The organism is Escherichia sp. E.sYA108 (assembly GCF_011754335.1).
Classification (GTDB): Bacteria; Pseudomonadota; Gammaproteobacteria; order Enterobacterales; family Enterobacteriaceae; genus Escherichia; species Escherichia coli.
Genome location: NZ_JAAQVZ010000001.1, coordinates 2,762,898 through 2,787,868, shown reverse-complemented (window position 1 = coordinate 2,787,868; position 24,971 = coordinate 2,762,898). Strand labels below are relative to the sequence as shown.

Sequence of the window (24,971 nt, the reverse complement as noted above, 5' to 3'; positions counted from 1 at the left end):
TCTGCTTGTGGTGGTGAATGCACTGACCGACCTATAAGGAAAGGCCAAACAAGAACACGGTTGCAAAAACCGTGCCCTTAAATATTGAATTTCTATTCAGAACACTTTCTTAAATGGTTTCACTGAAACGTGTTCATAGACTCCTGCCGCTACGTACGGGTCAGCATCGGCCCAAGCCTGAGCTGCTTCCAGCGACTCAAATTCAGCAATAACGGTTGAGCCAGTAAATCCCGCAGCCCCTGGATCGTTACTGTCTACCGCTGGCATTGGACCGGCGGTCAACAAACGACCTTCATCATGCAGTAACTGTAAACGTGCTAAATGTGCCGGACGAACGGAAAGGCGTTTTTCGAGGCTATCAGCTTTGTCTTGAGCGTAAATAACATACAACACAGGCACAACTCCTTGTTCGGGAAAGTTGTAAAGTACGTTATTTGAAAGGGCGAAGATCTGCAACGGAAAGATGATGTCTTTGTTAAGACCATGCATAAAGTAAGGTCAATTACGCCAAAAATGACATTTTCACTGATCCTGATCGTCTTGCCTTATTGAATATGATTGCTATTTGCATTTAAAATCGGGGCCTGGTTTTTCTACTGAAATGATTATGACTTCAATGACCCTTGATTTACCTCGCCGCTTCCCCTGGCCGACGTTACTTTCGGTCTGCATTCATGGTGCTGTTGTGGCGGGTTTGCTCTATACCTCGGTACATCAGGTTATTGAACTACCTGCGCCTGCGCAGCCGATTTCTGTCACGATGGTTGCGCCTGCTGATCTTGAACCGCCACAAGCCGTTCAGCCACCACCGGAGCCGGTGGTAGAGCCAGAACCGGAACCTGAGCCGATCCCTGAACCGCCAAAAGAAGCTCCGGTGGTCATTGAAAAGCCGAAGCCGAAACCTAAGCCAAAACCGAAGCCGGTGAAAAAGGTGGAGCAGCCAAAACGCGATGTCAAACCCGTAGAGTCGCGTCCGGCATCACCGTTTGAAAATACGGCACCCGCGCGCCCGACATCAAGTACGGCAACGGCTGCAACCAGCAAGCCGGTTACCAGTGTGGCTTCAGGACCACGCGCATTAAGCCGTAATCAGCCGCAGTATCCGGCACGAGCACAGGCATTGCGCATTGAAGGGCAGGTTAAAGTTAAATTTGATGTCACGCCAGATGGTCGCGTGGATAACGTACAAATCCTCTCAGCCAAGCCTGCAAACATGTTTGAGCGTGAGGTGAAAAATGCGATGCGCAGATGGCGTTATGAGCCGGGTAAGCCAGGCAGTGGGATTGTGGTGAATATCCTGTTTAAAATTAACGGCACTACCGAAATTCAGTAAGCATAAAGTCAAAAGCCTCCGACCGGAGGCTTTTGATTATTACTCAACGGGTAAGGCGCGAGGTTTTCCTTCGGGATCAACCGCGACATACTTAAATAATGCTTCTGTTGCTTTATAGCGTTGCCCGATTGGTTCAGACGCCACTTTTTTCACCCACACTTCAATATTAATGCTGACTGATGTCGTCCCTTTCTGGACACAGCGTGCATAGCAGCACACCACATCGCCGACCGCAACCGGCCGTAAGAAAGTCATTCCTTCAACCCGCACGGTCACTACACGACCATGGGCAATTTCTTTCGCCAGAATAGCGCCGCCAATATCCATTTGTGACATTAACCAACCACCAAAGATGTCACCATTGGCATTGGTATCGGCGGGCATGGCTAAAGTACGTAAAACAAGATCGCCCTGAGGGACGTTATGTGTTGTAGACATGGTAAAACCGACTTAAAAGGAAAATCACAGGCGCGATGCTACTATGATTTTCCTGAGGAGAACAGAGGAGATACAGCGCCAGCCCCGAGGGACTGGCAGTCTGGTTAGGATTTATCTTCCTGCGGCATGTGGCGGTAGATATAGATACCGCTTAACAATGTGAAGATTAAGGTAAGGGCGGTCAGGCCAAAGACTTTAAAGTTGACCCAAATATTTTGCGGCAGCCAGAATGCGATGTAGATGTTTGCCAGGCCGCAAAGGATAAAGAAAACAGCCCAGGCCAGATTCAGCTTCGACCATACCGATTGCGGCAGGGTGAGTTCTTTACCCAGCATCCGCTGAATTAGCGGCTTTTTCATCACCCATTGGCTGACTAACAGGGCACCCGCAAACAGGGCATAAATGACAGTAACCTTCCATTTAATAAACTCATCATTGTGGAAGAACAGCGTTAAGCCACCGAAGACGACCACCAGAACAAAAGTGATCAGGGCCATCTTCTCAACCTTACGAAAGCGAACCCAGCTATATATAAGCACAATCGCCGTGGCGACGATGAGCGCCGCAGTAGCCGCATAGATGTCATAAATCTTGTAAAACGCGAAAAAGACAACCAGCGGTAAAAAATCAAGAAACTGCTTCATTTTACGATTCCGTAATCAAATGCTTAAGGTTATTGGCGAATCAACATATACAGGCGGAACAGATAGATGAGCAATACGGCTGAAATCAGGTTGCTCAAGGTGTTCGCCAGTACGGCACCAATTTCCGGGGTTAATGCGGCAAAAGAAGAGGCAAAAAGCAGCAACAGTGTTTTTGCCAGCAACCAGCTCAGTACTGCGGGTGCCACCAGACGCATATTCGCCCATGTCAGCCGCATACTGCTACGCATCGAGGCAAAAACGCCCATTTTGTCCTGTACCAGCATCACCGGTGCCAGAGCCAGTAAAATGGCCATGATAATTCCCGGAACGACCACCAGCATGATGCCAATCTGTACTAAAAGGGTAGTCAGAAAAATCAGAATAAATAACTTTGGCAATATCGGCGCACTGGCACCAATAGCTCGCAGCGCACTGACTCTCTGACCCGCAGACACCAGCTGGATAATTAATATTACGCCCCCGGCGAGAATGGCGTTACCGATTAATCCTGAAAAAGTGGACGCCGCTGAAGCCTGCAGCAAAATTTGTTGCTGTTCCGGTGACATATTCTGAACCAGGTCGAACAACCCACTACTGCCGCTAACGGGTACGCCGTCATTGAGCTGCGCAAGCTGTGCATCACTGGGTGAGAAAACATGCCCTAACACCACTGTGATAAACGCACATAGCAACGATATCAACAGAATGGTCATAAATTGATTACGGAAGAAATTTCCGGTGTCACGGTATACGGACTGCGCCGTGATAGACATGCACTCTCCTTGAGTTTTATGCAGGTGTTAATTAGCGGGCAATTGTACCCTGGTTAAGCCCCGGGTGGCAGCATCAGGTCTTGTATGGAAAAGCATATCTTTGTAAAGCGGAGGTAATTGCTGGCCTTCAGGCGTGGGTAAACCGCTGCAAGTGGCGAGCGAGTTAATATTTGCGTAGCGAAAATATTTAAAAATTGATTTAAATCACATTAACCAGGATTTTCAATGCAACTTCTAAATTAATCCAGATCAATAAATGGTGAATTACCATATGTAATGTGATCTGTGTAGGATCATTTGTTACCCCAATGTGGGTATATTCGTCACGTTTTTATAACCATAACGACGGAGCGGATATGAAAAAGTTAACAGTGGCGGCTTTGGCAGTAGCAACTCTTCTCTCTGGCAGTGCCTTTGCGCATGAAGCCGGCGAATTTTTTATGCGTGCAGGTTCTGCAACCGTACGTCCAACAGAAGGTGCTGGTGGTACGTTAGGAAGTCTGGGTGGATTCAGCGTGACCAATAACACTCAACTGGGCCTGACGTTTACTTATATGGCGACCGACAACATTGGTGTGGAATTACTGGCAGCAACGCCGTTCCGCCATAAAATCGGCACCCGGGCGACCGGCGATATTGCAACCGTTCATCATCTGCCGCCAACACTGATGGCGCAGTGGTATTTTGGTGATGCCAGCAGCAAATTCCGTCCTTACGTTGGTGCAGGTATTAACTACACCACCTTCTTTGATAATGGATTTAACGATCATGGCAAAGAGGCGGGGCTTTCCGATCTCAGTCTGAAAGACTCCTGGGGAGCTGCCGGGCAGGTGGGGGTTGATTATCTGATTAACCGTGACTGGTTGGTTAACATGTCAGTCTGGTACATGGATATTGATACCACTGCCAATTATAAACTGGGCGGTGCACAGCAACACGATAGCGTACGCCTCGATCCGTGGGTGTTTATGTTCTCAGCAGGATATCGTTTTTAATTCCGCACAAAAATGACCCCGTAATTACGGGGTCAATAAGGACATGGTATAAAGGGTATTATTTCTTCGCTTCTACGCCATCAGTTTCAGAGCGAATTAAGAATTTCTCAGTTGTTTGCGGAATATGCTGAATTAGCCAGTCGGCCATGTGCTTTTCCTCATTTAAAATCGCTTCGATGGTTGGAATTGAAGCTGTATCACCGGCATTTTTTGCTGCTGCTAAGAGTGAGGTATAACAGGCGATTTCAAATTGCTCGAAGACATATCCGCTAATAGAGCCTTTGACTATTTCATCAGAAGGGAATATACCACCGATTGACTGCCCAAGTGCAGCCATTTTACTCATGGAATCTTTAATGACTGAACGTGAAATGTCATTACGATCAAGAATAGTTTCCAGTTGAACAATCTGGTTTTTGGTTTCACTAAGATGTTGTTCAATACGAGCGCGTAGTTCAGGATAATTATCTATACGACTGGCCATGGATTCAAGCATTGATTCGGCTTGCTTTTCCATTGCGTGGGCGTCACGTAACCAGTCATGATAATGTTCAATACGATTCATGAAAATGTCCTCTTTATAAAATGACTAAAAGTTAAAGTTCATATTTCAGGCTTTATTTTCGGCTTTCTTATTTACGTTATTAAGGGCCAGATCAGTCAATTTGATGTCGGTGGCCTTTTCTTCTTCCAGGGTATCTTTCAGAAGCTTCGCTGCTTTACGATAACCTAATTGTTCAGCCAGCGTCGCTAATGTCCCGTAACTGGCAATCTCATAATGCTCGACTTTCTGTGCTGCGGCAATCAGTGCGGCATCACGCACTTCGTTTTTCTCGGTACTTTCGATGACCTCATCAGCTTCTTCAATAAGACCTTCCATTGCCACACATTTCATGCGCTTAATTTTCAGATTCGATTCTGATTCCACAATTTGATCAATACGTTCAATCTGTCCATGTGTTTCCTCGAGGTGCGCATGAAAAGCCTGACTTAATTTTTCGTTTGATGTTGCTCTTGCGAGTTTTGCCAGCGCCCGGGTTAATTGTTTTTCTGCGCTGTATGTATCTGAAAGCAGGTGAATAGTTTCATTAATATGAGTGTTGTGTGTCGACACTCATTAAAATTAGTTGTTAATGAGAATTAGTCAAATTAAGCGTAACGAGAAGAAAGTGGAAAAATATATTTTGAGGAACGTTCTGGATGTATTAACAATTGCCTGAGGAATAAGTGACTTAGAGAAAATTATTGATTTTACTGGTGTTATGTTGCGAGATTAATTTGTTTGATTATATTACTGTTGGGCGGAAAAAAGACGTAAGTTGACGTTCGACAGGGGTAAGCGAAACGGTAAAAAGATAAATAATAAATGAATTTAGGATTTTTCCGGCTTCGTTAAAGAAAGTTAAAATGCCGCCAGCGGAACTGGCGGCTGCGGAATTAACTGCGCGTCGCCGCTTTCATCGGTTGTACAAAAGCTTTCAGTGCCGCCAGCATTTTCTCTGGCTCATTAATATGTTGCTCGATGATTTTAACGATGGCCGAACCAGAAATCGCGCCCGCAGCTCCTGCATCAATCGCGGCTTTTACCTGATCCGGGGCGGAAATACCAAATCCCTGCAATGGAGGCGCAGCGTTGTACTCTTTCAGCTTCGCAACCAGATGATTGAGGGGTAACGCGGCGCGGTTTTCTGCGCCGGTCACGCCCGCTCGCGACAGCAAATAGGTGTAACCACGTCCGTAAGAGGCTATCTGGCGCAGCAAATCATCGTCGGCATTCGGCGGGCAAATAAAGATAGGTGCGACATTATGACGCAACGCGGCCTGGCGGAAGGGCGCGGACTCTTCCACGGGCACATCGGCAACCAGCACCGAATCGACGCCGACTTTCTCGCACTCGGCATAAAACTCATCAATGCCTTTGTTAAACACCAGGTTGGCATACATCAAAAGGCCGATGGGAATGGTCGGGTGCTTCTGGCGAATGAGTGCCAGCATCTCAAAGCACTGCGCCGGGGTTACTCCCGCCGCAAAAGCACGCAGTGTGGCGTTTTGAATCGTCGGGCCATCCGCCAGTGGGTCGGAGAAGGGGATGCCTAACTCCAGCGCGTCAGCACCGGCTTCAATTAGCGTATCGATAATTTTCAACGACTGCTCAATGCCCGGATCACCGAGGGTGACGAAAGGAACGAATGCGCCTTCTTTGCGCTCCTTCAACTGGGCAAACAGAGATTCGTAGCGTTCCATCAGATTTCCCCTCGTGCTTTCAAAATATCGTGAACGGTGAAGATGTCTTTATCGCCGCGACCGGAAAGGTTAACCACCAGTAGCTGCTCTTTTTCCGGATTTTCGCGCATCATTTTCAGCGCATGGGCCAGGGCGTGGGAGGATTCCAGCGCCGGGATGATCCCTTCATGCAGGCAAAGCGTTTTAAAGGCTTCCAGGGCTTCATCGTCGGTAATAGACACGTAATCAGCGCGTCCAGTGCTGTTGAGATACGCATGTTGCGGGCCGACGGACGGGAAATCCAGCCCGGCAGAAATGGAGTAAGACTCTTCAATTTGCCCGTCTTCGGTTTGCATCATCGGCGCTTTCATACCGAAATAGATGCCCACGCGACCATGTTTTAACGGTGCGCCGTGCTCGCCAGTTTCGATACCGTGGCCGCCAGGCTCCACACCAATCAGGCCGACGTCGGTTTCGTTGATGAAATCTGCAAACATACCGATGGCATTCGAACCACCGCCAACACAGGCGATAACGGCATCCGGCAGGCGACCTTCTCTTTCCAGAATCTGCGCTTTCGTTTCTTCGCCAATCATCCGCTGAAACTCACGCACAATGGTCGGGTAAGGATGCGGGCCAGCTGCGGTACCCAGCATATAGTGCGCGGTTTCATAACTGCCGGACCAGTCGCGTAGCGCCTCATTACAGGCATCTTTCAGGGTCGCGGAACCGCTATGTACCGGGATCACTTCCGCACCCATTAAGCGCATCCGGAAAACGTTGGGCGACTGGCGTTCAACGTCTTTGGCACCCATATAAATTCGGCATTTCAGGCCGAGCAGGGCGCTGGCAAGGGCCGACGCCACGCCATGCTGACCGGCACCGGTTTCGGCAATAATTTCAGTTTTACCCATCCGCTTCGCCAGTAAAGCCTGACCGAGCACCTGGTTAGTTTTATGCGCGCCGCCGTGCAGCAAATCTTCGCGCTTCAGATACAGCGTGGTGTTCGTCCCGGCTGTAATGTTCTGGCATTTGGTCAGCGCGGTTGGACGCCCGGCATAGTTTTTCAGCAGGTCGTTGAACTGAGCCTGAAATTCAGGATCTTTTTGCGCGCTGACAAAAGCTTCTTCCAGCTGGCGCAGAGCAGGCATCAGGATTTGTGGCACGTACATGCCGCCAAACTCACCAAAATAGGGGTTAAGTAATGTTGTCATTGTTCCTTTCCTTAATATGCGCGCAGCGTCTGGAAAACCGAGGCCAAAAGACGTGCGTCTTTGATACCCGGTTGCGACTCTACAGCAGAATTAAAATCAAGCCCGGCGCAGCCGGTTTGTGCCGCTTCCACGCAGTTATCTGCGCCTAAGCCCCCCGCCAGCAGAACGTTGCCAAGCGATTGACCATTTAATAGTGACCAGTCGAAACGTTGTCCGCTCCCGCCCTGACCGTTGTCGAATACATATTTATCGATGTGCTGAAAATCGCGCGCGGGAAGAGTTTCACCGACACTTAAAGCCTTCCAGATGGCGACGTGTGCTGGCAGAGCCTCACGCAGATTGTCGATATACAGCTGATCTTCATTACCATGCAGTTGCACTGCCGCCAGCGATAACACCTTAGCTTTGTCCGCCACATCGGCAATATCGTGATTGCGGAACACGCCAACATACTGCAACGGTGCTGCAGCCATCACTTCCTGCGCCTGTTCAACGTTGACGCAACGCGGTGATGTCGCAACAAAAATCAACCCACCGTAAATCGCGCCCGCGTCATAAGCTGCTTTAGCATCTTGCCCACGTGTCAGGCCACATACTTTATTCTCACCCAGCAACACCCGACGCACGGCGGCGTTCAAATCGTCATGGGCCATCAACGCCGAACCAATCAGAAAGCCGTTAGCGAAGTGGCTTAACTCGCGCACCTGAGCGTAAGTATTGATGCCGGATTCGCTGATTACCGTCACGTTGTGCCCCAGTTTCGGCGCAAGCTCGCGGGTACGGTTGAGATCAATCGACAAATCGCGCAGATCGCGGTTGTTGATGCCAACGACCTTTGCCCCCAATGCAATGGCGCGCTCCAGTTCCTCTTCATTACTGACTTCGGTCAGCACACCCATCTCCAGACTGTGGGCGACGGCTGCAAGCTGGCGATATTGTTCGTCATCCAGTACTGAAAGCATTAATAAGCAGGCATCGGCCTGGTAATAGCGCGCCAGATAGATCTGGTAAGGATCGATAATGAAGTCTTTACATAAAATCGGCTGCGGGGCGATTTGGCTGACGATGGGGAGGAAATCAAAGCTCCCCTGAAAATATTTCTCATCAGTCAGCACTGAAATTGCCGAAGCGTAATGTTTATAAATGGCGGCAATGCGTGCCGGATCGAAATCATCACGGATCACGCCTTTTGACGGCGACGCTTTTTTACACTCCAGAATAAACGCCGTGCGTGCGCCCTGAAGTGCATCATAAAAATGTCGCGTGCTCGGCTGAACCTCATTCTGAAAACTGGCCAGCGGTTGCTGCTCTTTGCGGGTTTCTACCCAAATCGCCTTGTCTGCGACGATTTTCGCTAAAACGGTTTGCATCATTTACCCTCGTGCCGCCAGTGCGGTGACTCTGTCGTAAGCGGAACCACTGCGCAGTACCTCAAGAACGGTTTGCGCATTGGCTTGCAGATCTTCATGGCCATGCAGGCGCATTAACATGGCGACATTCGCCGCGACGGCTGCTTCATGGGCGGCGTCGCCTTTACCTTGTAACAAGCGTGTTAAAATGTCACGGTTTTCTTCCGGTGTTCCGCCTGCCAATTGCTCCTGGTGGTAGGGTGTCAGGCCAAAATCTTCAGCGGTCAATTGATAGCTCTTAATTTCGCCGTCATGTAGTTCGGCAACGATTGTCGGCGCGTGTAATGAAACTTCATCCATCCCGCCGCTGTGCACCACTGCCGCGCGTTGATACCCCAGCACGCGCAAGGTTTCGGCAATCGGCAGCACCAGTTCCGGACTATAAACACCAATTAGCGCCAGCGGCGGATGCGCCGGGTTAATCAATGGTCCCAGCACGTTGAACAGAGTGCGGGTTTTCAGTTGCTGGCGAACCGGCATCGCATGGCGGAATCCGGTGTGATACTTCGGCGCAAAGAGGAAACAGACGCCTAACTCATCCAGCGCCTGGCGCGATTTATCGGCGTTCATATCAAGATTAATACCGAACGCCGCCAGCAGATCCGACGAGCCGGATTTACTGGAGACGCTACGGTTGCCGTGTTTCGCCACTTTCAGCCCGCAGGCCGCGGCGACAAACGCACTGGCGGTAGAAATATTGATGCTGTTGCTGCCGTCACCGCCAGTACCGACGATATCGGCAAACAGATAATCCGGGCGCGGGAATGGCGCGGCGTTTTCCAGTAGCGCGGTTGCTGCCCCGGCGATCTCGTTCGGGTGTTCACCGCGAATTTTCATGCTCACCAGCGCCGCCGCCAGTTGTTCCGGCTTCAGCTCGCCACGTACCACCGCTGAAAACAGCTGGTGGCTTTCTTGTTGGCTAAGCGTCTGTGCCTGATACAGTTTTTCCAGAATCGGTTGCAGCGTGTTGGTTGGCTCTAGTTTCTGCTGCGCCCAGGCCAGCGTTTGTTCCAGCAGGCGAGCGCCCTGGGTAGTAAGAATGGATTCCGGATGGAACTGGAATCCACAAACGCGATCTGCATCGTGACGCACCGCCATCACCATGCCATTAAAATGGGCGTTGATGGTTAAACCGGCCGGAATGTTACTGCCAACCAGCGAGTGATAACGCGCCACTGGCAGCGGGTTTGTTAATCCGGCAAACATCGCCTGACCGTCATGTTCAATGCTCGACGCTTTACCGTGAAGAATTTCGCCCGCCTGACCGACATAGCCCCCGTAAGCTTCGACAATCGCCTGATGTCCGAGGCAAATGCCAATAATTGGCAGCTTGCCACGCAAGCGGGTGAGGAGTTCCGGCATACAACCGGCTTCGCTCGGCACACCGGGGCCAGGAGAAAGCATCAGCACCGGATTGCTCATCGTCGCCAGGCGTTCAATTAAGGTCTGCGCCGGAATATGGTTGCGGTAAATCACCACGTTATGACCATTGCTGCGCAACTGATCTGCCAGGTTGTACGTAAAAGAGTCGATATTATCGAGCAGCAGAATGTCAGCCATTAGAACGTCTCCTGTGCATGATGCGCGGTGGCAATAGCGCGCAGTACAGCGCGGGCTTTATTACGAGTTTCGTCGGCTTCCGACTGCGGAACAGAATCAAGGACTACGCCAGCACCGGCTTGCACGGTGGCGATACCGTTTTCCACCAGCGCCGAGCGGATCACAATGCAGGTGTCGAGATCGCCATGCGCGGTAAAATAACCTACCGCGCCGCCGTAGCTGCCGCGTCGACGACCTTCTGCTTCGGCAATTAACTGCATAGCGCGTACTTTCGGTGCACCGCTTAACGTCCCCATATTCATACAGGCGCGGTAAGCGTGCAGGGCGTCGAGATCGTGGCGCAGCTCACCAACAACGCGGGAGACTAGGTGCATCACGTAAGAGTAACGGTCAACTTTGGTGAGATCGGCGACGTAGCGGCTGCCGGGTGTGCAAATGCGTGCCAGGTCATTACGGGCGAGATCCACCAGCATCAGATGTTCAGAAAGCTCTTTATGATCGGTACGCATCTCCAGTTCGATGCGGCTGTCGAGGTCTCTGTCCAGCGAACCATCGGCACGACGACCGCGTGGACGTGTTCCGGCAATCGGGTAAATCTCAATCTGGCGGCTGGTGGCGTCATACTTGAGCGAACTTTCCGGCGACGCGCCAAACAGGGTGAAATCATTATCCTGCATAAAAAACATGTACGGGCTGGGATTACTCTTTTTCAGCACGTAATAGGCTGCCAGCGGTGACGGGCAGGGCAGAGAGAAACGGCGAGATGGCACCACCTGGAAAATTTCTCCGGCGCGAATCGCTTTTTGCAACAAACGCACTACACCACCGAACTCTTCATCGCTCTGGTTACATTCACAACGCATATGCGGCACGGAAACCACCGGCAGCGGCGGCGCGGCTTCGGTCAGTTGCTGACGTAGTTCGTTCAGGCGAGCAGTGAGACGTTGTTTTTCTTCTTCATTCGGAGCAAACAGGCTGGCCTGAATACGAGTGCTTTTTTTCTGATGGTCAATCACCATCAGCGTTTCAGCGAGATAAAAACAGAAATCAGGGCAGCTATTTTCCGCTGACAGTTGCGGTAAATTTTCAAATCCCGCCACAAGGTCATAAGAGAACAGGCCGCCGAAGAACATTGCTTCTCGTTCTTCCTTCGGTACATTCAACAGATTCTGTAATAAGCGGAAAGCGTCAAAAACCGAAAGGGAGCATAAGCGGGCGTCTTCATCCAGCAGTGGACTGACAGGCGGGAAGCGCAGTACGCGGCAGTTTGGTGATTGTTCATTTTCCACACCCGCAGGCAAGGCGTTATCCAGTAGTGTCAACAGGGCTTCTCCATTGCCGGAAAGCGCCTGGATTGTGACAGTGTCACTTAATGCTGTAATGCGCAGCGCACTGTCTACCAGCAGCAGGCTTTTTAAATCATCTTTGCTGTCGATATCTGCGGATTCCAGCAGCAGCGTTGCCGGACGATCCCCACACAACTGGTGAAAAAGCGCAGTCGGGTTGTCGCGATAAGCGCCTTCGCAGGTTAGCAGTTCGAGAGTCGGTTTTTGTGTTTGCATTGTTATTCTCTAATTTTGTTCAAAAAAAAGCCCGCTCATTAGGCGGGCTGGGTATCTGATTGCTTTACGCATGGTGAATACACTGCCCGTTTCAGGAAGTGCGCCACCAACCTTTCAGTACGAAAATTGCTTTCATTGTCGATACCCTTTTTACGTGAACTTGCGTACTAGTTAACTAGTTCGATGATTAATTGTCAACAGCTCATTTCAGAATATTTGCCAGAACCGTTATGATGTCGGCGCAAAAAATATTATCCAGAACGGGAGTGCGCCTTGAGCGACACGAATTACGCAGTGATTTACGACCTGCACAGCCATACCACAGCTTCCGATGGCTGCCTGACGCCAGAAGCATTGGTGCACCGTGCAGTCGAGATGCGCGTCGGCACCCTGGCGATCACCGACCATGACACCACAGCTGCAATTGCACCAGCAAGAGAGGAAATTTCACGTTCGGGACTGGCGCTGAATCTTATTCCTGGTGTGGAAATTTCCACGGTCTGGGAAAATCATGAAATTCATATTGTCGGGCTGAATATTGATATTACTCATCCGCTAATGTGTGAGTTCCTCGCGCAGCAGACAGAACGGCGCAATCAGCGGGCGCAGCTGATTGCCGAAAGACTTGAAAAAGCGCAAATACCTGGGGCACTGGAAGGCGCGCAACGACTGGCGCAGGGCGGTGCGGTGACGCGCGGTCATTTTGCGCGTTTCCTTGTGGAGTGCGGAAAAGCCAGTTCAATGGCGGATGTCTTTAAAAAGTATCTGGCGCGCGGGAAAACCGGATACGTTCCGCCACAGTGGTGTACAATAGAGCAATCTATTGATGTCATTCATCATTCTGGCGGTAAGGCGGTGCTAGCCCATCCTGGGCGGTACAATCTTAGTGCTAAATGGCTGAAAAGATTGGTTGCGCATTTTGCCGAACACCACGGCGACGCGATGGAAGTCGCGCAGTGCCAGCAATCGCCCAATGAACGCACCCAGCTGGCGACACTTGCGCGTCAGCATCATTTATGGGCATCACAAGGATCTGATTTTCATCAGCCATGCCCGTGGATCGAACTGGGTCGTAAACTCTGGCTGCCCGCAGGCGTTGAAGGCGTCTGGCAGCTATGGGAACAGCCGCAGAACACCACAGAGAGGGAATTATGAGCCAGTTTTTTTATATTCATCCTGATAACCCGCAGCAACGCCTGATCAACCAGGCGGTGGAGATCGTGCGTAAAGGCGGGGTGATTGTTTATCCAACTGATTCCGGCTATGCGCTCGGCTGTAAAATTGAAGATAAAAACGCGATGGAGCGTATTTGTCGTATTCGCCAGCTGCCGGACGGTCACAACTTTACCCTGATGTGTCGCGATCTTTCTGAACTCTCGACCTATTCATTTGTCGATAACGTTGCGTTTCGTTTGATGAAAAACAACACGCCAGGCAACTATACCTTCATCCTGAAGGGGACGAAGGAGGTGCCACGCCGTCTGTTGCAGGAAAAACGCAAAACCATCGGTATGCGCGTGCCGTCTAACCCGATTGCGCAGGCGCTGCTTGAAGCACTGGGCGAACCGATGCTTTCCACTTCGCTAATGCTGCCAGGCAGTGAATTTACCGAATCCGATCCGGAAGAAATTAAAGACCGTCTGGAAAAACAGGTGGATTTGATTATTCACGGCGGCTATCTCGGGCAGAAACCAACAACGGTTATTGATCTCACCGATGATACGCCGGTCGTGGTGCGTGAAGGCGTAGGTGATGTGAAGCCTTTCTTATAACAAATTGCGTTCCACGGATGGAAAATGATGGCAGGGATATATCGCTGCATTTTGCTGTTGATAGTTGGGCTTTTTTTCTCTTCGTTGAGTTATGCGAAAAACACGGAGATCCCTTCTTATGAAGAAGGGATCTCGCTCTTTGATGTTGAAGCCACTCTGCAACCGAATGGGGTGCTCGACATCAAAGAGAACATTCATTTTCAGGCGCGAAATCAGCAGATTAAGCACGGATTTTATCGTGATTTACCGCGACTCTGGATGCAGCCTGATGGGGACGCTGCACTGCTGAACTATCATATTGTTGGCGTCACCCGTGATGGTATTCCTGAACCCTGGCATCTTGACTGGCATATCGGGTTAATGAGTATTGTCGTGGGCGATAAACAACGTTTCTTGCCTCAAGGCGACTATCATTATCAAATTCATTATCAGGTTAAAAATGCTTTCCTGCGTGAGGGGGATTCTGATCTGCTAATCTGGAACGTGACCGGTAACCACTGGCCGTTTGAAATTTATAAGACCCTATTTTCACTCAAGTTGCCTGATATTGCGGGTAATCCATTTAGCGAAATCGCTCTCTTTACTGGAGAAGAGGGCGACACATATCGAAATGGCCGCATCCTTGAGGACGGAAGAATTGAATCTCGCGATCCGTTTTATCGTGAAGATTTCACGGTCCTCTACCGCTGGCCTCACGCATTACTTGGTAATGCCCCGGCTCCACAAACGACGAATATTTTCAGTCATCTTCTTTTACCCTCTACGTCATCGTTGTTAATTTGCTTTCCGAGTCTGTTCCTGGCGTGTGGATGGTTATATCTCTGGAAGCGCAGGCCGCAATTTACGCCGGTAGATGTGATTGAAACCGATGTCATTCCGCCAGATTACACGCCCGGCATGTTACGTCTTGATGCGAAACTGGTTTACGACGATAAAGGTTTTTGCGCCGATATCGTAAATCTGATTGTGAAAGGAAAAATTCATCTGGAAGATCATTATGACAAGAACCAGCAAATCCTGATTCGTGTTAATGAAGGCGCGACCAGAAATAATGCGGTATTACTGCCCGCAGAGCAGTTATTACTGGAAGCGTTATTTCGTAAAGGCGACAAGGTCGTTCTTACGGGGAGACGCAACAGAGTCTTACGCAAGGCATTTTTACGGATGCAGAAATTTTATCTGCCGCGTAAAAAGTCTTCGTTTTACCGACCTGATGCGTTTTTGCAATGGGGCGGAATGGCAATATTGGCGGTCATTCTCTACGGTAACCTGAGTCCCGTAGGCTGGGAAGGAATGAGTCTGGTGGGCGATATGTTTATTATGATCTGCTGGCTTCTTCCTTTTTTATTTTGTTCCCTTGAGCTTTTGTTTGCCCGCGATGATGACAAGCCTTGCGTTAATCGTGTCATCATCACTTTGTTTTTACCACTGATTTGTTCAGGCGTGGCCTTCTATTCTCTCTACATCAATGTCGGAGATGTATTCTTTTACTGGTATATGCCAGCGGGTTATTTTAGCGCTGTTTTCCTGACCGGTTATCTCACTGGCATGGGGTATATTTTTCTGCCAAAGTTTACCCAAACCGGGCAGCAACGTTATGCCCACGGTGAAGCTATCGTTAACTATCTTGCGCGTAAAGAGGCGGCAACACACAGTGGGCGGCGGCGGAAAGGGGAAACACGGAAACTGGATTACGCGTTGTTAGGTTGGGCTATATCGGCAAATTTGGGGAGGGAATGGGCGTTACGCATCGCCCCTTCGCTTTCTTCGGCGATTTGCGCTCCAGAGATTGCCCGTAACGGCGTTTTATTCTCATTACAGACGCACCTGAGTTGCGGGGCCTATACCAGTTTGTTGGGGCGGAGCTATTCTGGTGGTGGTTCTGGCGCTGGTGGCGGAGGCGGTGGTGGTTGGTAACCAAATCGACGTTAATCGAAACAAGCTTTAACCATAAAGATAGTGTAGTATGTTGCGCCTCAAAGCCAGGCCAGTTAAAACGTCGAGTCGTTGACTTAAGGCCTGAAGAGTTCAAACAGACTTTACTATCAGTGAGTCAGATGTAAGTTCTGACTCATTGTTGCACAAAAGCATATCAGACGCCTGGGAAGGCGACACCAAAAGGAAGCTCTATGAGCGAAAAGCTACAGAAAGTGCTGGCGCGTGCCGGCCACGGTTCTCGCCGTGAAATCGAATCTATTATTGAAGCCGGTCGTGTGAGTGTTGATGGCAAAATTGCTAAACTCGGCGATCGCGTTGAAATTACCCCTGGACTGAAAATCCGTATCGATGGTCACCTGATTTCGGTACGTGAGTCCGCTGAACAAATTTGTCGCGTTCTGGCCTATTACAAACCGGAAGGTGAGTTGTGTACCCGTAACGATCCGGAAGGGCGTCCAACGGTGTTTGACCGTCTGCCAAAGCTGCGTGGCGCACGCTGGATTGCCGTAGGTCGTCTGGACGTTAACACCTGTGGTCTGTTGTTGTTCACCACCGACGGTGAACTGGCAAACCGTTTAATGCATCCAAGCCGTGAAGTTGAACGTGAATATGCCGTGCGTGTATTTGGTCAGGTTGACGACGCGAAACTGCGTGATTTGAGTCGTGGCGTGCAGCTGGAAGATGGTCCGGCAGCCTTTAAAACCATCAAGTTCAGCGGCGGCGAAGGGATCAACCAGTGGTACAACGTTACTCTGACCGAAGGCCGTAACCGTGAAGTTCGTCGTCTTTGGGAAGCGGTTGGTGTGCAGGTGAGCCGCCTGATTCGTGTTCGTTACGGTGATATCCCACTGCCAAAAGGTCTGCCACGCGGTGGCTGGACGGAGCTGGACCTCGCCCAGACTAACTATCTGCGCGAACTGGTGGAACTACCGCCAGAAACCAGCTCTAAAGTCGCTGTAGAAAAAGACCGTCGTCGTATGAAGGCGAATCAGATTCGTCGTGCGGTGAAACGTCACAGTCAGGTGAGCGGCGGTCGTCGTTCTGGTGGACGTAATAATAACGGTTAATCAAAGTATGCCGGACGTCATATCCGGCATTTTTACAGATTAGTAATCAATCCCTATCTGCGCTTTTACACCGGCATCAAACGCATGTTTGACGGGGCGTAATTCACTTACCGTATCCGCCAGTTCAAGAATATCCCGATGACAACCACGACCTGTGATAATCACCGTCTGTTGATGTGGACGTTCATTTAACGCCTGCACCACTTCTTCCAGTGGCAAATAGTCATACGCCACCATATACGTCAGTTCATCGAGCAAAACCATATCCAGTGAGGAATCAGCCAGCATCCGCTTTGCATGTTGCCAGACTTCGCGGCAGGCGGCGGTATCAGACTCTCGGTTTTGTGTATCCCAGGTAAAGCCCGTTGCCATTACCTGAAACTCAACGCCGTGTGGCTCCAGCAGATTTCGTTCACCATTAGGCCAGGTGCCTTTAATAAACTGCACGACGCCCACTTTTTTTCCGTGACCAACTGCGCGTGTTGCCGTACCAAATGCCGCGGTGGTTTTGCCTTTTCCATTGCCGGTAAAGACGATGATAATACCGCGTTCATCCTGGGCCTGGGCCACACGAGCATCTACTTTTTCTTTCACTCGCTGCTGACGCTGTTGGTAGCGTTCATCACTCATTGGGAAATTCCTGGTTTACGGCCCGGTTGGGCGTCAAAGGTCATGCCGGTTTTACGGCGGCTGTCATCGCCCATCAGCCAGAGGTAGAGCGGCATGATATCAGCGGGGGTTTTAAGTTTCTGTGGATCTTCGGTCGGGAAGGCGCTGGCCCGCATTGCGGTGCGCGTACCGCCTGGGTTAATGCAGTTGACACGCAGGCGCTGCTGATATTCATCGGCCAGTACCTGCATCATCCCTTCGGTGGCAAATTTCGACGCTGCATATGCGCCCCAGTTTGCACGCCCCTGACGTCCAACGCTTGATGAGGTAAAGACCAGTGAACCGGCATCCGATTTGAGTAATAAAGGAAGCAGTGCCTGTGTGAGCATAAAGGTGGCATTAACGTTGACCTGCATGACGTCCTGCCAGACCTGCGGATCTTGTTCGCTCATTGGGCAAACATCGCCGAGCAATCCGGCATTATGCAAAACACCATCCAGACGCGGATAATTAACGGCAATGCGCTGTGCCAGTTGTTGGCAATCTTCGGACGTGCAGGTTAGCAAATCGAGAATAAACCACTGTGGCTGACGTCCAGTTTCTTCGTTTATGTGGCTGGCTACCTGACGTAATTTTTCTTCATTACGGCCCAAAAGAATCACTGTCGCACCATAGCGTGCATACGTCATCGCTGCTTCACGACCAATTCCATCGCTGGCTCCCGTCACCAGGATAATGCGATCATTGAGTAAATCTTGTTTTGGCTGGTAATGCATGGCTACTCCTCAACGACGTTGTCTGTCGCGCTGCCAGTGTACTTTATGACTTTGGGGCTTTATGCCTGAAACAGAAGGGCATTTCAATCAGCCTGGGGCGATAACACCGCAAAATGGATACTTTGTCATACTTTCGCTGCAATAACATCTCTGCGAGACGGCTAAACATGCCTGTTGTAAACTGTGAGCCAAAGCGTTGTTTAACCAAGGTGGGGACTCGTGGAATTGTTGTCTGAATATGGTTTGTTTTTGGCGAAAATCGTTACCGTTGTGCTAGCGATTGCGGCGATTGCCGCCATTATTGTCAATGTTGCTCAACGTAATAAACGCCAGCGTGGCGAGTTACAGGTCAACAATCTCAGCGAACAGTATAAGGAGATGAAAGAAGAACTGGCCGCGGCGCTGATGGATACTCATCAGCAAAAACAGTGGCACAAAGCGCAGAAGAAAAAGCACAAGCAAGAAGCGAAAGCCGCAAAAGCGAAAGCTAAACTGGGCGAGGTGGCAACTGACAGTAAACCTCGCGTCTGGGTGCTGGATTTTAAAGGCAGCATGGACGCCCATGAAGTGAACTCGCTACGTGAAGAGATAACGGCGGTACTCGCAGCATTCAAACCGCAGGATCAGGTTGTGCTCCGTCTGGAAAGCCCAGGTGGCATGGTGCATGGTTACGGGTTGGCGGCTTCGCAGTTGCAGCGTCTGCGTGATAAAAACATTCCTTTAACTGTTACGGTAGACAAAGTCGCTGCCAGCGGCGGTTACATGATGGCCTGTGTGGCGGACAAAATTGTTTCCGCACCGTTTGCTATTGTGGGTTCCATTGGGGTGGTGGCGCAAATGCCCAACTTTAACCGCTTCCTGAAAAGCAAAGATATTGATATCGAACTGCACACCGCCGGGCAGTATAAGCGCACGCTGACGTTGCTGGGTGAAAATACCGAAGAAGGGCGGGAGAAATTCCGCGAAGAGTTGAACGAAACGCATCAGTTATTTAAAGATTTTGTGAAGCGTATGCGTCCGTCTCTGGATATTGAACAGGTGGCAACGGGTGAACACTGGTACGGACAACAGGCAGTAGAGAAAGGCCTGGTTGATGAAATCAACACCAGTGATGAAGTTATTCTTAGCCTGATGGAAGGCCGGGAAGTGGTCAATGTACGCTATATGCAGCGTAAACGACTCATTGACCGATTCACCGGCAGCGCGGCAGAGAGCGCCGATCGATTGTTGTTACGCTGGTGGCAGCGTGGGCAAAAGCCGTTGATGTAAAAGACAAACGCGAGGATAAGACCTCGCGTTTTGCTTTAATCAACCAGGTGATATTTTTCTGAAAGCACATGGGCCAGGTGTTTGAACATATTAAACACCGCGGTGCTTTTGGCAGTTGGTAATCCTTGTTCATCTAAAAAGTAGTCGCCGGTAAATACCAGCACGCCATTACGCTGCGTGACGCCGGTGGCTTCAATCCCTGCGAGCGTATCCTCATGCTCACGAATGATTTTGTTGGCCTCTTTCAACAGCGTTTCGCGGTCGATGGGTTGAGTCTCTTTGTTCATTATTTACTCCTTAAACAAGGACATTAGTCTACGCCAGGCATGGCTTGCAGACAAATATACCACGCTGGTGGCAAGAGCGCCTTACTGGCAACTTTGGATTTTGCATGCTAATAAAGTTGCGTATCGGATTTTATCAGGTACAGTGTGACGCTTTCGTCAATCTGGCAATAGATTTGCTTGACATTCGACCAAAATTCCGTCGTGCTATAGCGCCTGTAGGCCAAGACCTGTTAACTCAGTCACCTGAATTTTCGTGAGCAGAGTCACGACAAGGGGTTGATATCCGCAGAGAGCGAGTCCATATCGGTAACTCGTTGCCAGTGGAAGGTTTATCAACGTGCGACGCATTCCTGGAAGAATCAAATTAGGTAAGGTGAATATGGGTAAAGCTCTTGTCATCGTTGAGTCCCCGGCAAAAGCCAAAACGATCAACAAGTATCTGGGTAGTGACTACGTGGTGAAATCCAGCGTCGGTCACATCCGCGATTTGCCGACCAGTGGCTCAACTGCCAAAAAGAGTGCCGACTCTACCTCCACCAAGACGGCTAAAAAGCCTAAAAAGGATGAACGTGGCGCTCTCGTCAACCGTATGGGGGTTGACCCGTGGCACAATTGGGAGGCGCACTATGAAGTGTTGCCTGGTAAAGAGAAGGTCGTCTCTGAACTGAAACAACTGGCTGAAAAAGCCGACCACATCTATCTCGCAACCGACCTTGACCGCGAAGGGGAAGCCATTGCATGGCACCTGCGGGAAGTGATTGGTGGTGATGATGCGCGCTATAGCCGAGTGGTGTTTAACGAAATTACTAAAAACGCGATCCGCCAGGCATTTAACAAACCGGGTGAACTGAATATTGATCGTGTTAATGCCCAGCAGGCGCGTCGCTTTATGGACCGCGTGGTGGGGTATATGGTTTCGCCGCTTCTATGGAAAAAGATCGCTCGTGGTCTGTCTGCCGGTCGTGTGCAGTCGGTGGCGGTCCGCCTGGTGGTCGAGCGTGAGCGTGAAATTAAAGCGTTCGTACCGGAAGAGTTCTGGGAAGTCGATGCCAGCACGACCACGCCATCTGGTGAAGCGTTGGCGTTGCAGGTGACTCATCAGAACGACAAACCGTTCCGTCCGGTCAACAAAGAACAAACTCAGGCTGCGGTAAGTCTGCTGGAAAAAGCGCGCTACAGCGTGCTGGAACGTGAAGACAAACCGACAACCAGTAAACCTGGCGCTCCTTTTATTACCTCTACGCTGCAACAAGCTGCCAGCACCCGTCTTGGTTTTGGCGTGAAAAAAACCATGATGATGGCGCAGCGTTTGTATGAAGCAGGCTATATCACTTACATGCGTACCGACTCTACCAACCTGAGTCAGGACGCGGTAAATATGGTTCGCGGTTATATCAGCGATAATTTTGGTAAGAAATATCTGCCGGAAAGTCCGAATCAGTACGCCAGCAAAGAAAACTCACAGGAAGCGCACGAAGCGATTCGTCCTTCTGACGTCAATGTGATGGCGGAATCGTTGAAGGATATGGAAGCAGATGCGCAGAAACTGTACCAGTTAATCTGGCGTCAGTTCGTAGCCTGCCAGATGACCCCAGCGAAATATGACTCCACGACGCTGACCGTTGGTGCGGGCGATTTCCGCCTGAAAGCACGCGGTCGTATTTTGCGCTTTGATGGCTGGACGAAAGTGATGCCTGCACTGCGTAAAGGCGATGAAGATCGTATCTTACCGGCAGTCGATAAAGGCGATGCTCTGACGCTCGTTGAACTGACACCAGCCCAGCACTTTACCAAGCCTCCAGCCCGTTTCAGTGAAGCATCGCTGGTCAAAGAGCTGGAAAAACGCGGTATCGGTCGTCCTTCTACCTATGCGTCGATCATTTCGACTATTCAGGATCGTGGCTATGTGCGAGTAGAAAATCGTCGTTTCTATGCGGAAAAAATGGGCGAAATCGTCACCGATCGCCTGGAAGAGAATTTCCGCGAGTTAATGAACTACGATTTCACCGCGCAGATGGAAAACAGCCTCGACCAGGTGGCAAATCACGAAGCAGAGTGGAAAGCTGTACTGGATCACTTCTTCTCGGATTTCACCCAGCAGTTAGATAAAGCTGAAAAAGATCCGGAAGAGGGTGGTATGCGCCCGAACCAGATGGTTCTGACCAGCATTGACTGCCCGACTTGTGGTCGCAAAATGGGGATTCGCACAGCGAGCACCGGGGTATTCCTTGGCTGTTCTGGCTATGCGCTGCCGCCGAAAGAGCGTTGCAAAACCACCATTAACCTGGTGCCGGAAAACGAAGTGCTGAACGTGCTGGAAGGTGAAGACGCTGAAACCAATGCGTTGCGCGCAAAACGTCGTTGCCCGAAATGCGGCACGGCGATGGACAGCTATCTCATCGATCCGAAACGTAAGTTGCATGTCTGTGGTAATAACCCAACCTGCGACGGTTACGAGATCGAAGAGGGTGAATTCCGCATTAAAGGTTATGACGGCCCGATCGTTGAGTGTGAAAAATGTGGCTCTGAAATGCACCTGAAAATGGGGCGTTTCGGTAAATACATGGCCTGCACCAACGAAGAGTGTAAAAACACACGTAAGATTTTACGTAACGGCGAAGTGGCACCACCGAAAGAAGATCCGGTGCCATTACCGGAGCTGCCGTGCGAAAAATCAGATGCCTATTTCGTGTTGCGTGACGGTGCTGCCGGTGTGTTCCTGGCGGCCAATACCTTCCCGAAATCGCGTGAAACGCGTGCGCCGCTGGTGGAGGAGCTTTATCGCTTCCGCGACCGTCTGCCGGAAAAACTGCGTTATCTGGCCGATGCGCCACAGCAGGATCCGGAAGGTAATAAGACCATGGTTCGCTTTAGCCGTAAAACCAAACAGCAATATGTCTCTTCGGAAAAAGACGGAAAGGCGACTGGCTGGTCAGCATTTTATGTTGATGGCAAATGGGTTGAAGGGAAAAAATAACCTTTAATTCTGTCGGGTTTTTATAAACAAAGGGCCGCGAAAGCGGCCCTTTTTTATTGCATATTATTTTTTCTTCACACCTATACACTAAGGCTATAAATGATATAGTGGTTATAGTTAGCACCTTTTTTATTATTAAATCGTATTAGTCACCCGCCTGGTGTGACGAAAAAACGATGTTCTGATGGCGTCTAAGTGGATGGTTTAACATGAAATTACAACAACTTCGCTATATTGTTGAGGTGGTCAATCATAACCTGAATGTCTCATCAACGGCGGAAGGACTTTACACATCACAACCCGGGATCAGTAAACAAGTCAGAATGCTGGAAGACGAGCTGGGCATTCAAATTTTTTCCCGAAGCGGCAAGCACCTGACGCAGGTAACGCCAGCAGGACAAGAAATAATTCGTATCGCTCGTGAAGTTCTGTCGAAAGTCGATGCCATAAAATCGGTCGCCGGAGAGCACACCTGGCCGGATAAAGGCTCGTTGTATATCGCCACCACGCATACTCAGGCACGCTATGCGTTACCAAACGTTATCAAAGGCTTTATTGAGCGTTATCCTCGCGTTTCTTTGCATATGCACCAGGGCTCGCCGACACAAATTGCTGATGCCGTCTCTAAAGGCAATGCCGATTTCGCTATCGCCACGGAAGCGCTGCATCTGTATGAAGATTTAGTGATGCTACCGTGCTACCACTGGAATCGGGCTATAGTAGTCACTCCGGATCACCCGCTGGCAGGTAAAAAAGCCATTACCATTGAAGAACTGGCGCAATATCCGTTGGTGACATATACCTTCGGCTTTACCGGACGTTCAGAACTGGATACTGCCTTTAACCGCGCAGGGTTAACGCCGCGTATCGTCTTCACGGCAACGGATGCTGACGTCATTAAAACTTACGTCCGGTTAGGGCTGGGGGTAGGGGTCATTGCCAGCATGGCGGTGGATCCGGTCGCCGATCCCGACCTTGTGCGTGTTGATGCTCACGACATCTTCAGCCACAGTACAACCAAAATTGGTTTTCGCCGTAGTACTTTTTTGCGTAGTTATATGTATGATTTCATTCAGCGTTTTGCACCGCATTTAACGCGTGATGTCGTTGATGCGGCTGTCGCATTGCGCTCTAATGAAGAAATTGAGGTCATGTTTAAAGATATAAAACTGCCGGAAAAATAATTTCTTGCGTTATTTTCGGCACCTTTTATGTAGCGAAGGTGCCGGAATATATTCTCCTTTGTTACTTATTTGTATCCGGTGCACAATATTTTTATCCCTCATATTTATAGGGTAAATTACCTGTAAAGTAGTGTCTAATTACACACCTCGCAAACTCCAGTTTTCAAATATCTATTTCAGGTCAAAAGATTGAATTATTCACTGGAGACGATTCGTAAATTCGCTGGATTTTTGACTAAAGTTTCTTTAGGATTTGTCTCATCGTATGATTAATTACACCAATCGTTCAACGTCTTGCTGATAAGTGATGGCGATTATATGAGGTTAGCAATGCCTTCTGGAAATCAGGAACCCCGCCGCAATCCTGAATTAAAACGTAAAGCCTGGCTGGCGGTTTTTCTTGGTTCTGCACTTTTCTGGGTGGTTGTCGCACTGCTTATTTGGAAATTGTGGGGATAACTATGGTCGGTCAGGAGCAACTGGAGTCGTCACCATTATGTCAGCATAGTGACAATGAACCAGAAGCAAAACGGGAATGTTCCGTCGTTATTCCAGACGACTGGCAACTAACATCGCAGCAACAAGCCTTTATAGAACTGTTTGCTGAAGATGATCAGCCGAAACAATAATTATCATCATTCTTATTACCCATTTTTAATGAATTACAGGGCTTTTAATACACCGCAGCAATAACAGGTTGAGTTATCTCAACACAAAGTAATAACCGTTAAGGGTGTAGCCTATGATCAACACAAATATGAAATATTGGTCCTGGATGGGCGCATTTTCTCTGTCGATGCTCTTCTGGGCCGAACTCCTCTGGATCATTACTCACTGATCCCTGACCCCGCTGTTTGCTTTGCCTCAAGGTTTCTCCTCTTTTATCAATTTGGGTTGTTATCAAATTGTTACGCGATGTTTGTGTTATCTTTAATATTCAC

At 49.8% G+C, this 24,971-nt stretch carries 27 protein-coding genes, 1 pseudogene and 1 other annotated feature; of the genes and pseudogenes, 12 read left to right on the top strand and 16 right to left on the bottom strand.

The annotated features are described in order from the left end of the window. Positions 1 to 96: 96 nt before the first annotated feature. The gene (locus HBM92_RS13155; RefSeq protein WP_000967595.1) at positions 97 to 393 is read right to left on the bottom strand and encodes a YciI family protein; all 297 of its coding nucleotides are present in this window, start codon (positions 391 to 393) and stop codon (positions 97 to 99) included. Positions 394 to 616: 223 nt separating this feature from the next. On the opposite strand from HBM92_RS13155, the gene tonB reads away from it, so the two are divergent. Next, positions 617 to 1,333 carry a TonB system transport protein TonB gene (gene tonB / locus HBM92_RS13150; protein ID WP_001357407.1) on the top strand — a complete coding sequence of 239 codons (717 nt, stop codon included), beginning with the start codon at positions 617 to 619 and terminating at the stop codon, positions 1,331 to 1,333. A 39-nt stretch (positions 1,334 to 1,372) separates the two neighbouring features. Here the strand turns inward: tonB and yciA are convergent, their stop codons facing one another. From yciA to HBM92_RS13130, 4 genes and pseudogenes are all read right to left on the bottom strand, one after another. Further along, complete coding sequence (gene yciA / locus HBM92_RS13145; protein WP_000108160.1) at positions 1,373 to 1,771, bottom strand: acyl-CoA thioester hydrolase YciA; 399 nt, start codon at positions 1,769 to 1,771, stop codon at positions 1,373 to 1,375. 104 nt (positions 1,772 to 1,875) lie between these two features. Continuing rightward, positions 1,876 to 2,415, bottom strand: a complete 540-nt coding sequence (locus HBM92_RS13140; protein WP_000808672.1) for a septation protein A — start codon at positions 2,413 to 2,415, stop codon at positions 1,876 to 1,878. Positions 2,416 to 2,444: 29 nt separating this feature from the next. Beyond that, complete coding sequence (locus HBM92_RS13135) at positions 2,445 to 3,188, bottom strand: YciC family protein (protein ID WP_000028519.1); 744 nt, start codon at positions 3,186 to 3,188, stop codon at positions 2,445 to 2,447. A gap of 27 nt (positions 3,189 to 3,215) precedes the next feature. Continuing rightward, positions 3,216 to 3,305, bottom strand: a pseudogene (locus HBM92_RS13130) (YkgJ family cysteine cluster protein); the annotation flags it as partial. Positions 3,306 to 3,544: 239 nt separating this feature from the next. Between HBM92_RS13130 and ompW the strand changes: the two are divergent. Next, complete coding sequence (gene ompW, locus HBM92_RS13125; protein ID WP_001298116.1) at positions 3,545 to 4,183, top strand: outer membrane protein OmpW; 639 nt, start codon at positions 3,545 to 3,547, stop codon at positions 4,181 to 4,183. Between the two features lie 58 nt (positions 4,184 to 4,241). Here ompW and HBM92_RS13120 read toward each other — a convergent pair whose 3' ends face one another. The 8 genes from HBM92_RS13120 to trpL form a co-directional block, all read right to left on the bottom strand. Next, positions 4,242 to 4,748 carry a ferritin-like domain-containing protein gene (locus HBM92_RS13120; RefSeq protein ID WP_001079501.1) on the bottom strand — a complete coding sequence of 169 codons (507 nt, stop codon included), beginning with the start codon at positions 4,746 to 4,748 and terminating at the stop codon, positions 4,242 to 4,244. A gap of 45 nt (positions 4,749 to 4,793) precedes the next feature. After that, positions 4,794 to 5,276 (bottom strand): ferritin-like domain-containing protein, encoded by a 483-nt coding sequence (locus HBM92_RS13115; RefSeq protein WP_072147246.1) that lies wholly within the window; start codon positions 5,274 to 5,276, stop codon positions 4,794 to 4,796. Positions 5,277 to 5,620: 344 nt separating this feature from the next. After that, a complete protein-coding gene (trpA, locus tag HBM92_RS13110; RefSeq protein WP_000443048.1) occupies positions 5,621 to 6,427 on the bottom strand; it encodes a tryptophan synthase subunit alpha in 807 nt (268 codons plus the stop codon). Beyond that, positions 6,427 to 7,620 carry a tryptophan synthase subunit beta gene (gene trpB, locus HBM92_RS13105; RefSeq protein WP_000209513.1) on the bottom strand — a complete coding sequence of 398 codons (1,194 nt, stop codon included), beginning with the start codon at positions 7,618 to 7,620 and terminating at the stop codon, positions 6,427 to 6,429. Before trpB ends, trpA begins: the two co-directional genes overlap by 1 nt. Positions 7,621 to 7,631: 11 nt before the next feature. Further along, on the bottom strand, positions 7,632 to 8,993 hold the full coding sequence (trpCF, locus tag HBM92_RS13100; RefSeq protein ID WP_000983882.1) for a bifunctional indole-3-glycerol-phosphate synthase TrpC/phosphoribosylanthranilate isomerase TrpF: 1,362 nt from the start codon (positions 8,991 to 8,993) through the stop codon (positions 7,632 to 7,634). Then, the gene (gene trpD / locus HBM92_RS13095; RefSeq protein WP_000763524.1) at positions 8,994 to 10,589 is read right to left on the bottom strand and encodes a bifunctional anthranilate synthase glutamate amidotransferase component TrpG/anthranilate phosphoribosyltransferase TrpD; all 1,596 of its coding nucleotides are present in this window, start codon (positions 10,587 to 10,589) and stop codon (positions 8,994 to 8,996) included. It abuts the gene before it with no gap. Beyond that, on the bottom strand, positions 10,589 to 12,151 hold the full coding sequence (gene trpE / locus HBM92_RS13090) for an anthranilate synthase component I (RefSeq protein ID WP_001194609.1): 1,563 nt from the start codon (positions 12,149 to 12,151) through the stop codon (positions 10,589 to 10,591). The genes trpD and trpE overlap by 1 nt, the downstream gene beginning before the upstream one ends. Before the next feature lie 21 nt (positions 12,152 to 12,172). Further along, positions 12,173 to 12,266, bottom strand: a sequence feature (Trp leader region). Continuing rightward, positions 12,243 to 12,287, bottom strand: a complete 45-nt coding sequence (trpL, locus tag HBM92_RS13085; RefSeq protein ID WP_001700591.1) for a trp operon leader peptide — start codon at positions 12,285 to 12,287, stop codon at positions 12,243 to 12,245. It overlaps the preceding feature by 24 nt. A 137-nt stretch (positions 12,288 to 12,424) precedes the next feature. Between trpL and rnm the strand changes: the two genes are divergently transcribed. From rnm to rluB, 4 genes are all read left to right on the top strand, one after another. Beyond that, positions 12,425 to 13,306, top strand: a complete 882-nt coding sequence (rnm, locus tag HBM92_RS13080) for an RNase RNM (RefSeq protein WP_001285667.1) — start codon at positions 12,425 to 12,427, stop codon at positions 13,304 to 13,306. Then, positions 13,303 to 13,923, top strand: a complete 621-nt coding sequence (locus HBM92_RS13075) for an L-threonylcarbamoyladenylate synthase (protein WP_001295575.1) — start codon at positions 13,303 to 13,305, stop codon at positions 13,921 to 13,923. Before rnm ends, HBM92_RS13075 begins: the two co-directional genes overlap by 4 nt. A 27-nt stretch (positions 13,924 to 13,950) precedes the next feature. Further along, positions 13,951 to 15,840, top strand: a complete 1,890-nt coding sequence (locus HBM92_RS13070; RefSeq protein ID WP_001704328.1) for a DUF2207 domain-containing protein — start codon at positions 13,951 to 13,953, stop codon at positions 15,838 to 15,840. Between the two features lie 212 nt (positions 15,841 to 16,052). After that, positions 16,053 to 16,928 (top strand): 23S rRNA pseudouridine(2605) synthase RluB, encoded by an 876-nt coding sequence (rluB, locus tag HBM92_RS13065; protein ID WP_001291206.1) that lies wholly within the window; start codon positions 16,053 to 16,055, stop codon positions 16,926 to 16,928. A gap of 39 nt (positions 16,929 to 16,967) precedes the next feature. Here the strand turns inward: rluB and cobO are convergent, their stop codons facing one another. Together cobO and HBM92_RS13055 are read right to left on the bottom strand one after the other, a co-directional pair. Beyond that, a complete protein-coding gene (cobO, locus tag HBM92_RS13060) occupies positions 16,968 to 17,558 on the bottom strand; it encodes a cob(I)yrinic acid a,c-diamide adenosyltransferase (protein WP_001278906.1) in 591 nt (196 codons plus the stop codon). Next, positions 17,555 to 18,313: a YciK family oxidoreductase gene (locus HBM92_RS13055; RefSeq protein ID WP_000559273.1), complete on the bottom strand. Its 759-nt coding sequence runs from the start codon at positions 18,311 to 18,313 to the stop codon at positions 17,555 to 17,557. Before HBM92_RS13055 ends, cobO begins: the two co-directional genes overlap by 4 nt. 219 nt (positions 18,314 to 18,532) lie before the next feature. Here HBM92_RS13055 and sohB point away from each other — a divergent pair, with 219 nt between their 5' ends. Then, on the top strand, positions 18,533 to 19,582 hold the full coding sequence (sohB, locus tag HBM92_RS13050; RefSeq protein ID WP_000422035.1) for a protease SohB: 1,050 nt from the start codon (positions 18,533 to 18,535) through the stop codon (positions 19,580 to 19,582). A gap of 35 nt (positions 19,583 to 19,617) precedes the next feature. Here sohB and HBM92_RS13045 read toward each other — a convergent pair whose 3' ends face one another. Beyond that, entirely contained in the window at positions 19,618 to 19,869 is a 252-nt protein-coding gene (locus HBM92_RS13045) for a YciN family protein (RefSeq protein ID WP_001031530.1), read from the bottom strand. A 379-nt stretch (positions 19,870 to 20,248) separates the two neighbouring features. Between HBM92_RS13045 and topA the strand changes: the two genes are divergently transcribed. The 5 genes from topA (at position 20,249) to ymiC (ending at position 24,868) form a co-directional block, all read left to right on the top strand. After that, positions 20,249 to 22,846, top strand: a complete 2,598-nt coding sequence (gene topA, locus HBM92_RS13040; protein ID WP_001304419.1) for a type I DNA topoisomerase — start codon at positions 20,249 to 20,251, stop codon at positions 22,844 to 22,846. A gap of 209 nt (positions 22,847 to 23,055) precedes the next feature. After that, complete coding sequence (gene cysB, locus HBM92_RS13035; RefSeq protein WP_000776253.1) at positions 23,056 to 24,030, top strand: HTH-type transcriptional regulator CysB; 975 nt, start codon at positions 23,056 to 23,058, stop codon at positions 24,028 to 24,030. Positions 24,031 to 24,348: 318 nt separating this feature from the next. Beyond that, positions 24,349 to 24,489: a YmiA family putative membrane protein gene (locus HBM92_RS13030; protein WP_001815854.1), complete on the top strand. Its 141-nt coding sequence runs from the start codon at positions 24,349 to 24,351 to the stop codon at positions 24,487 to 24,489. A gap of 2 nt (positions 24,490 to 24,491) precedes the next feature. Next, on the top strand, positions 24,492 to 24,659 hold the full coding sequence (gene yciX / locus HBM92_RS13025) for a protein YciX (protein ID WP_001296035.1): 168 nt from the start codon (positions 24,492 to 24,494) through the stop codon (positions 24,657 to 24,659). Between the two features lie 113 nt (positions 24,660 to 24,772). After that, the gene (ymiC, locus tag HBM92_RS13020) at positions 24,773 to 24,868 is read left to right on the top strand and encodes a small membrane protein YmiC (RefSeq protein ID WP_001310756.1); all 96 of its coding nucleotides are present in this window, start codon (positions 24,773 to 24,775) and stop codon (positions 24,866 to 24,868) included. Positions 24,869 to 24,971 lie beyond the last annotated feature (103 nt).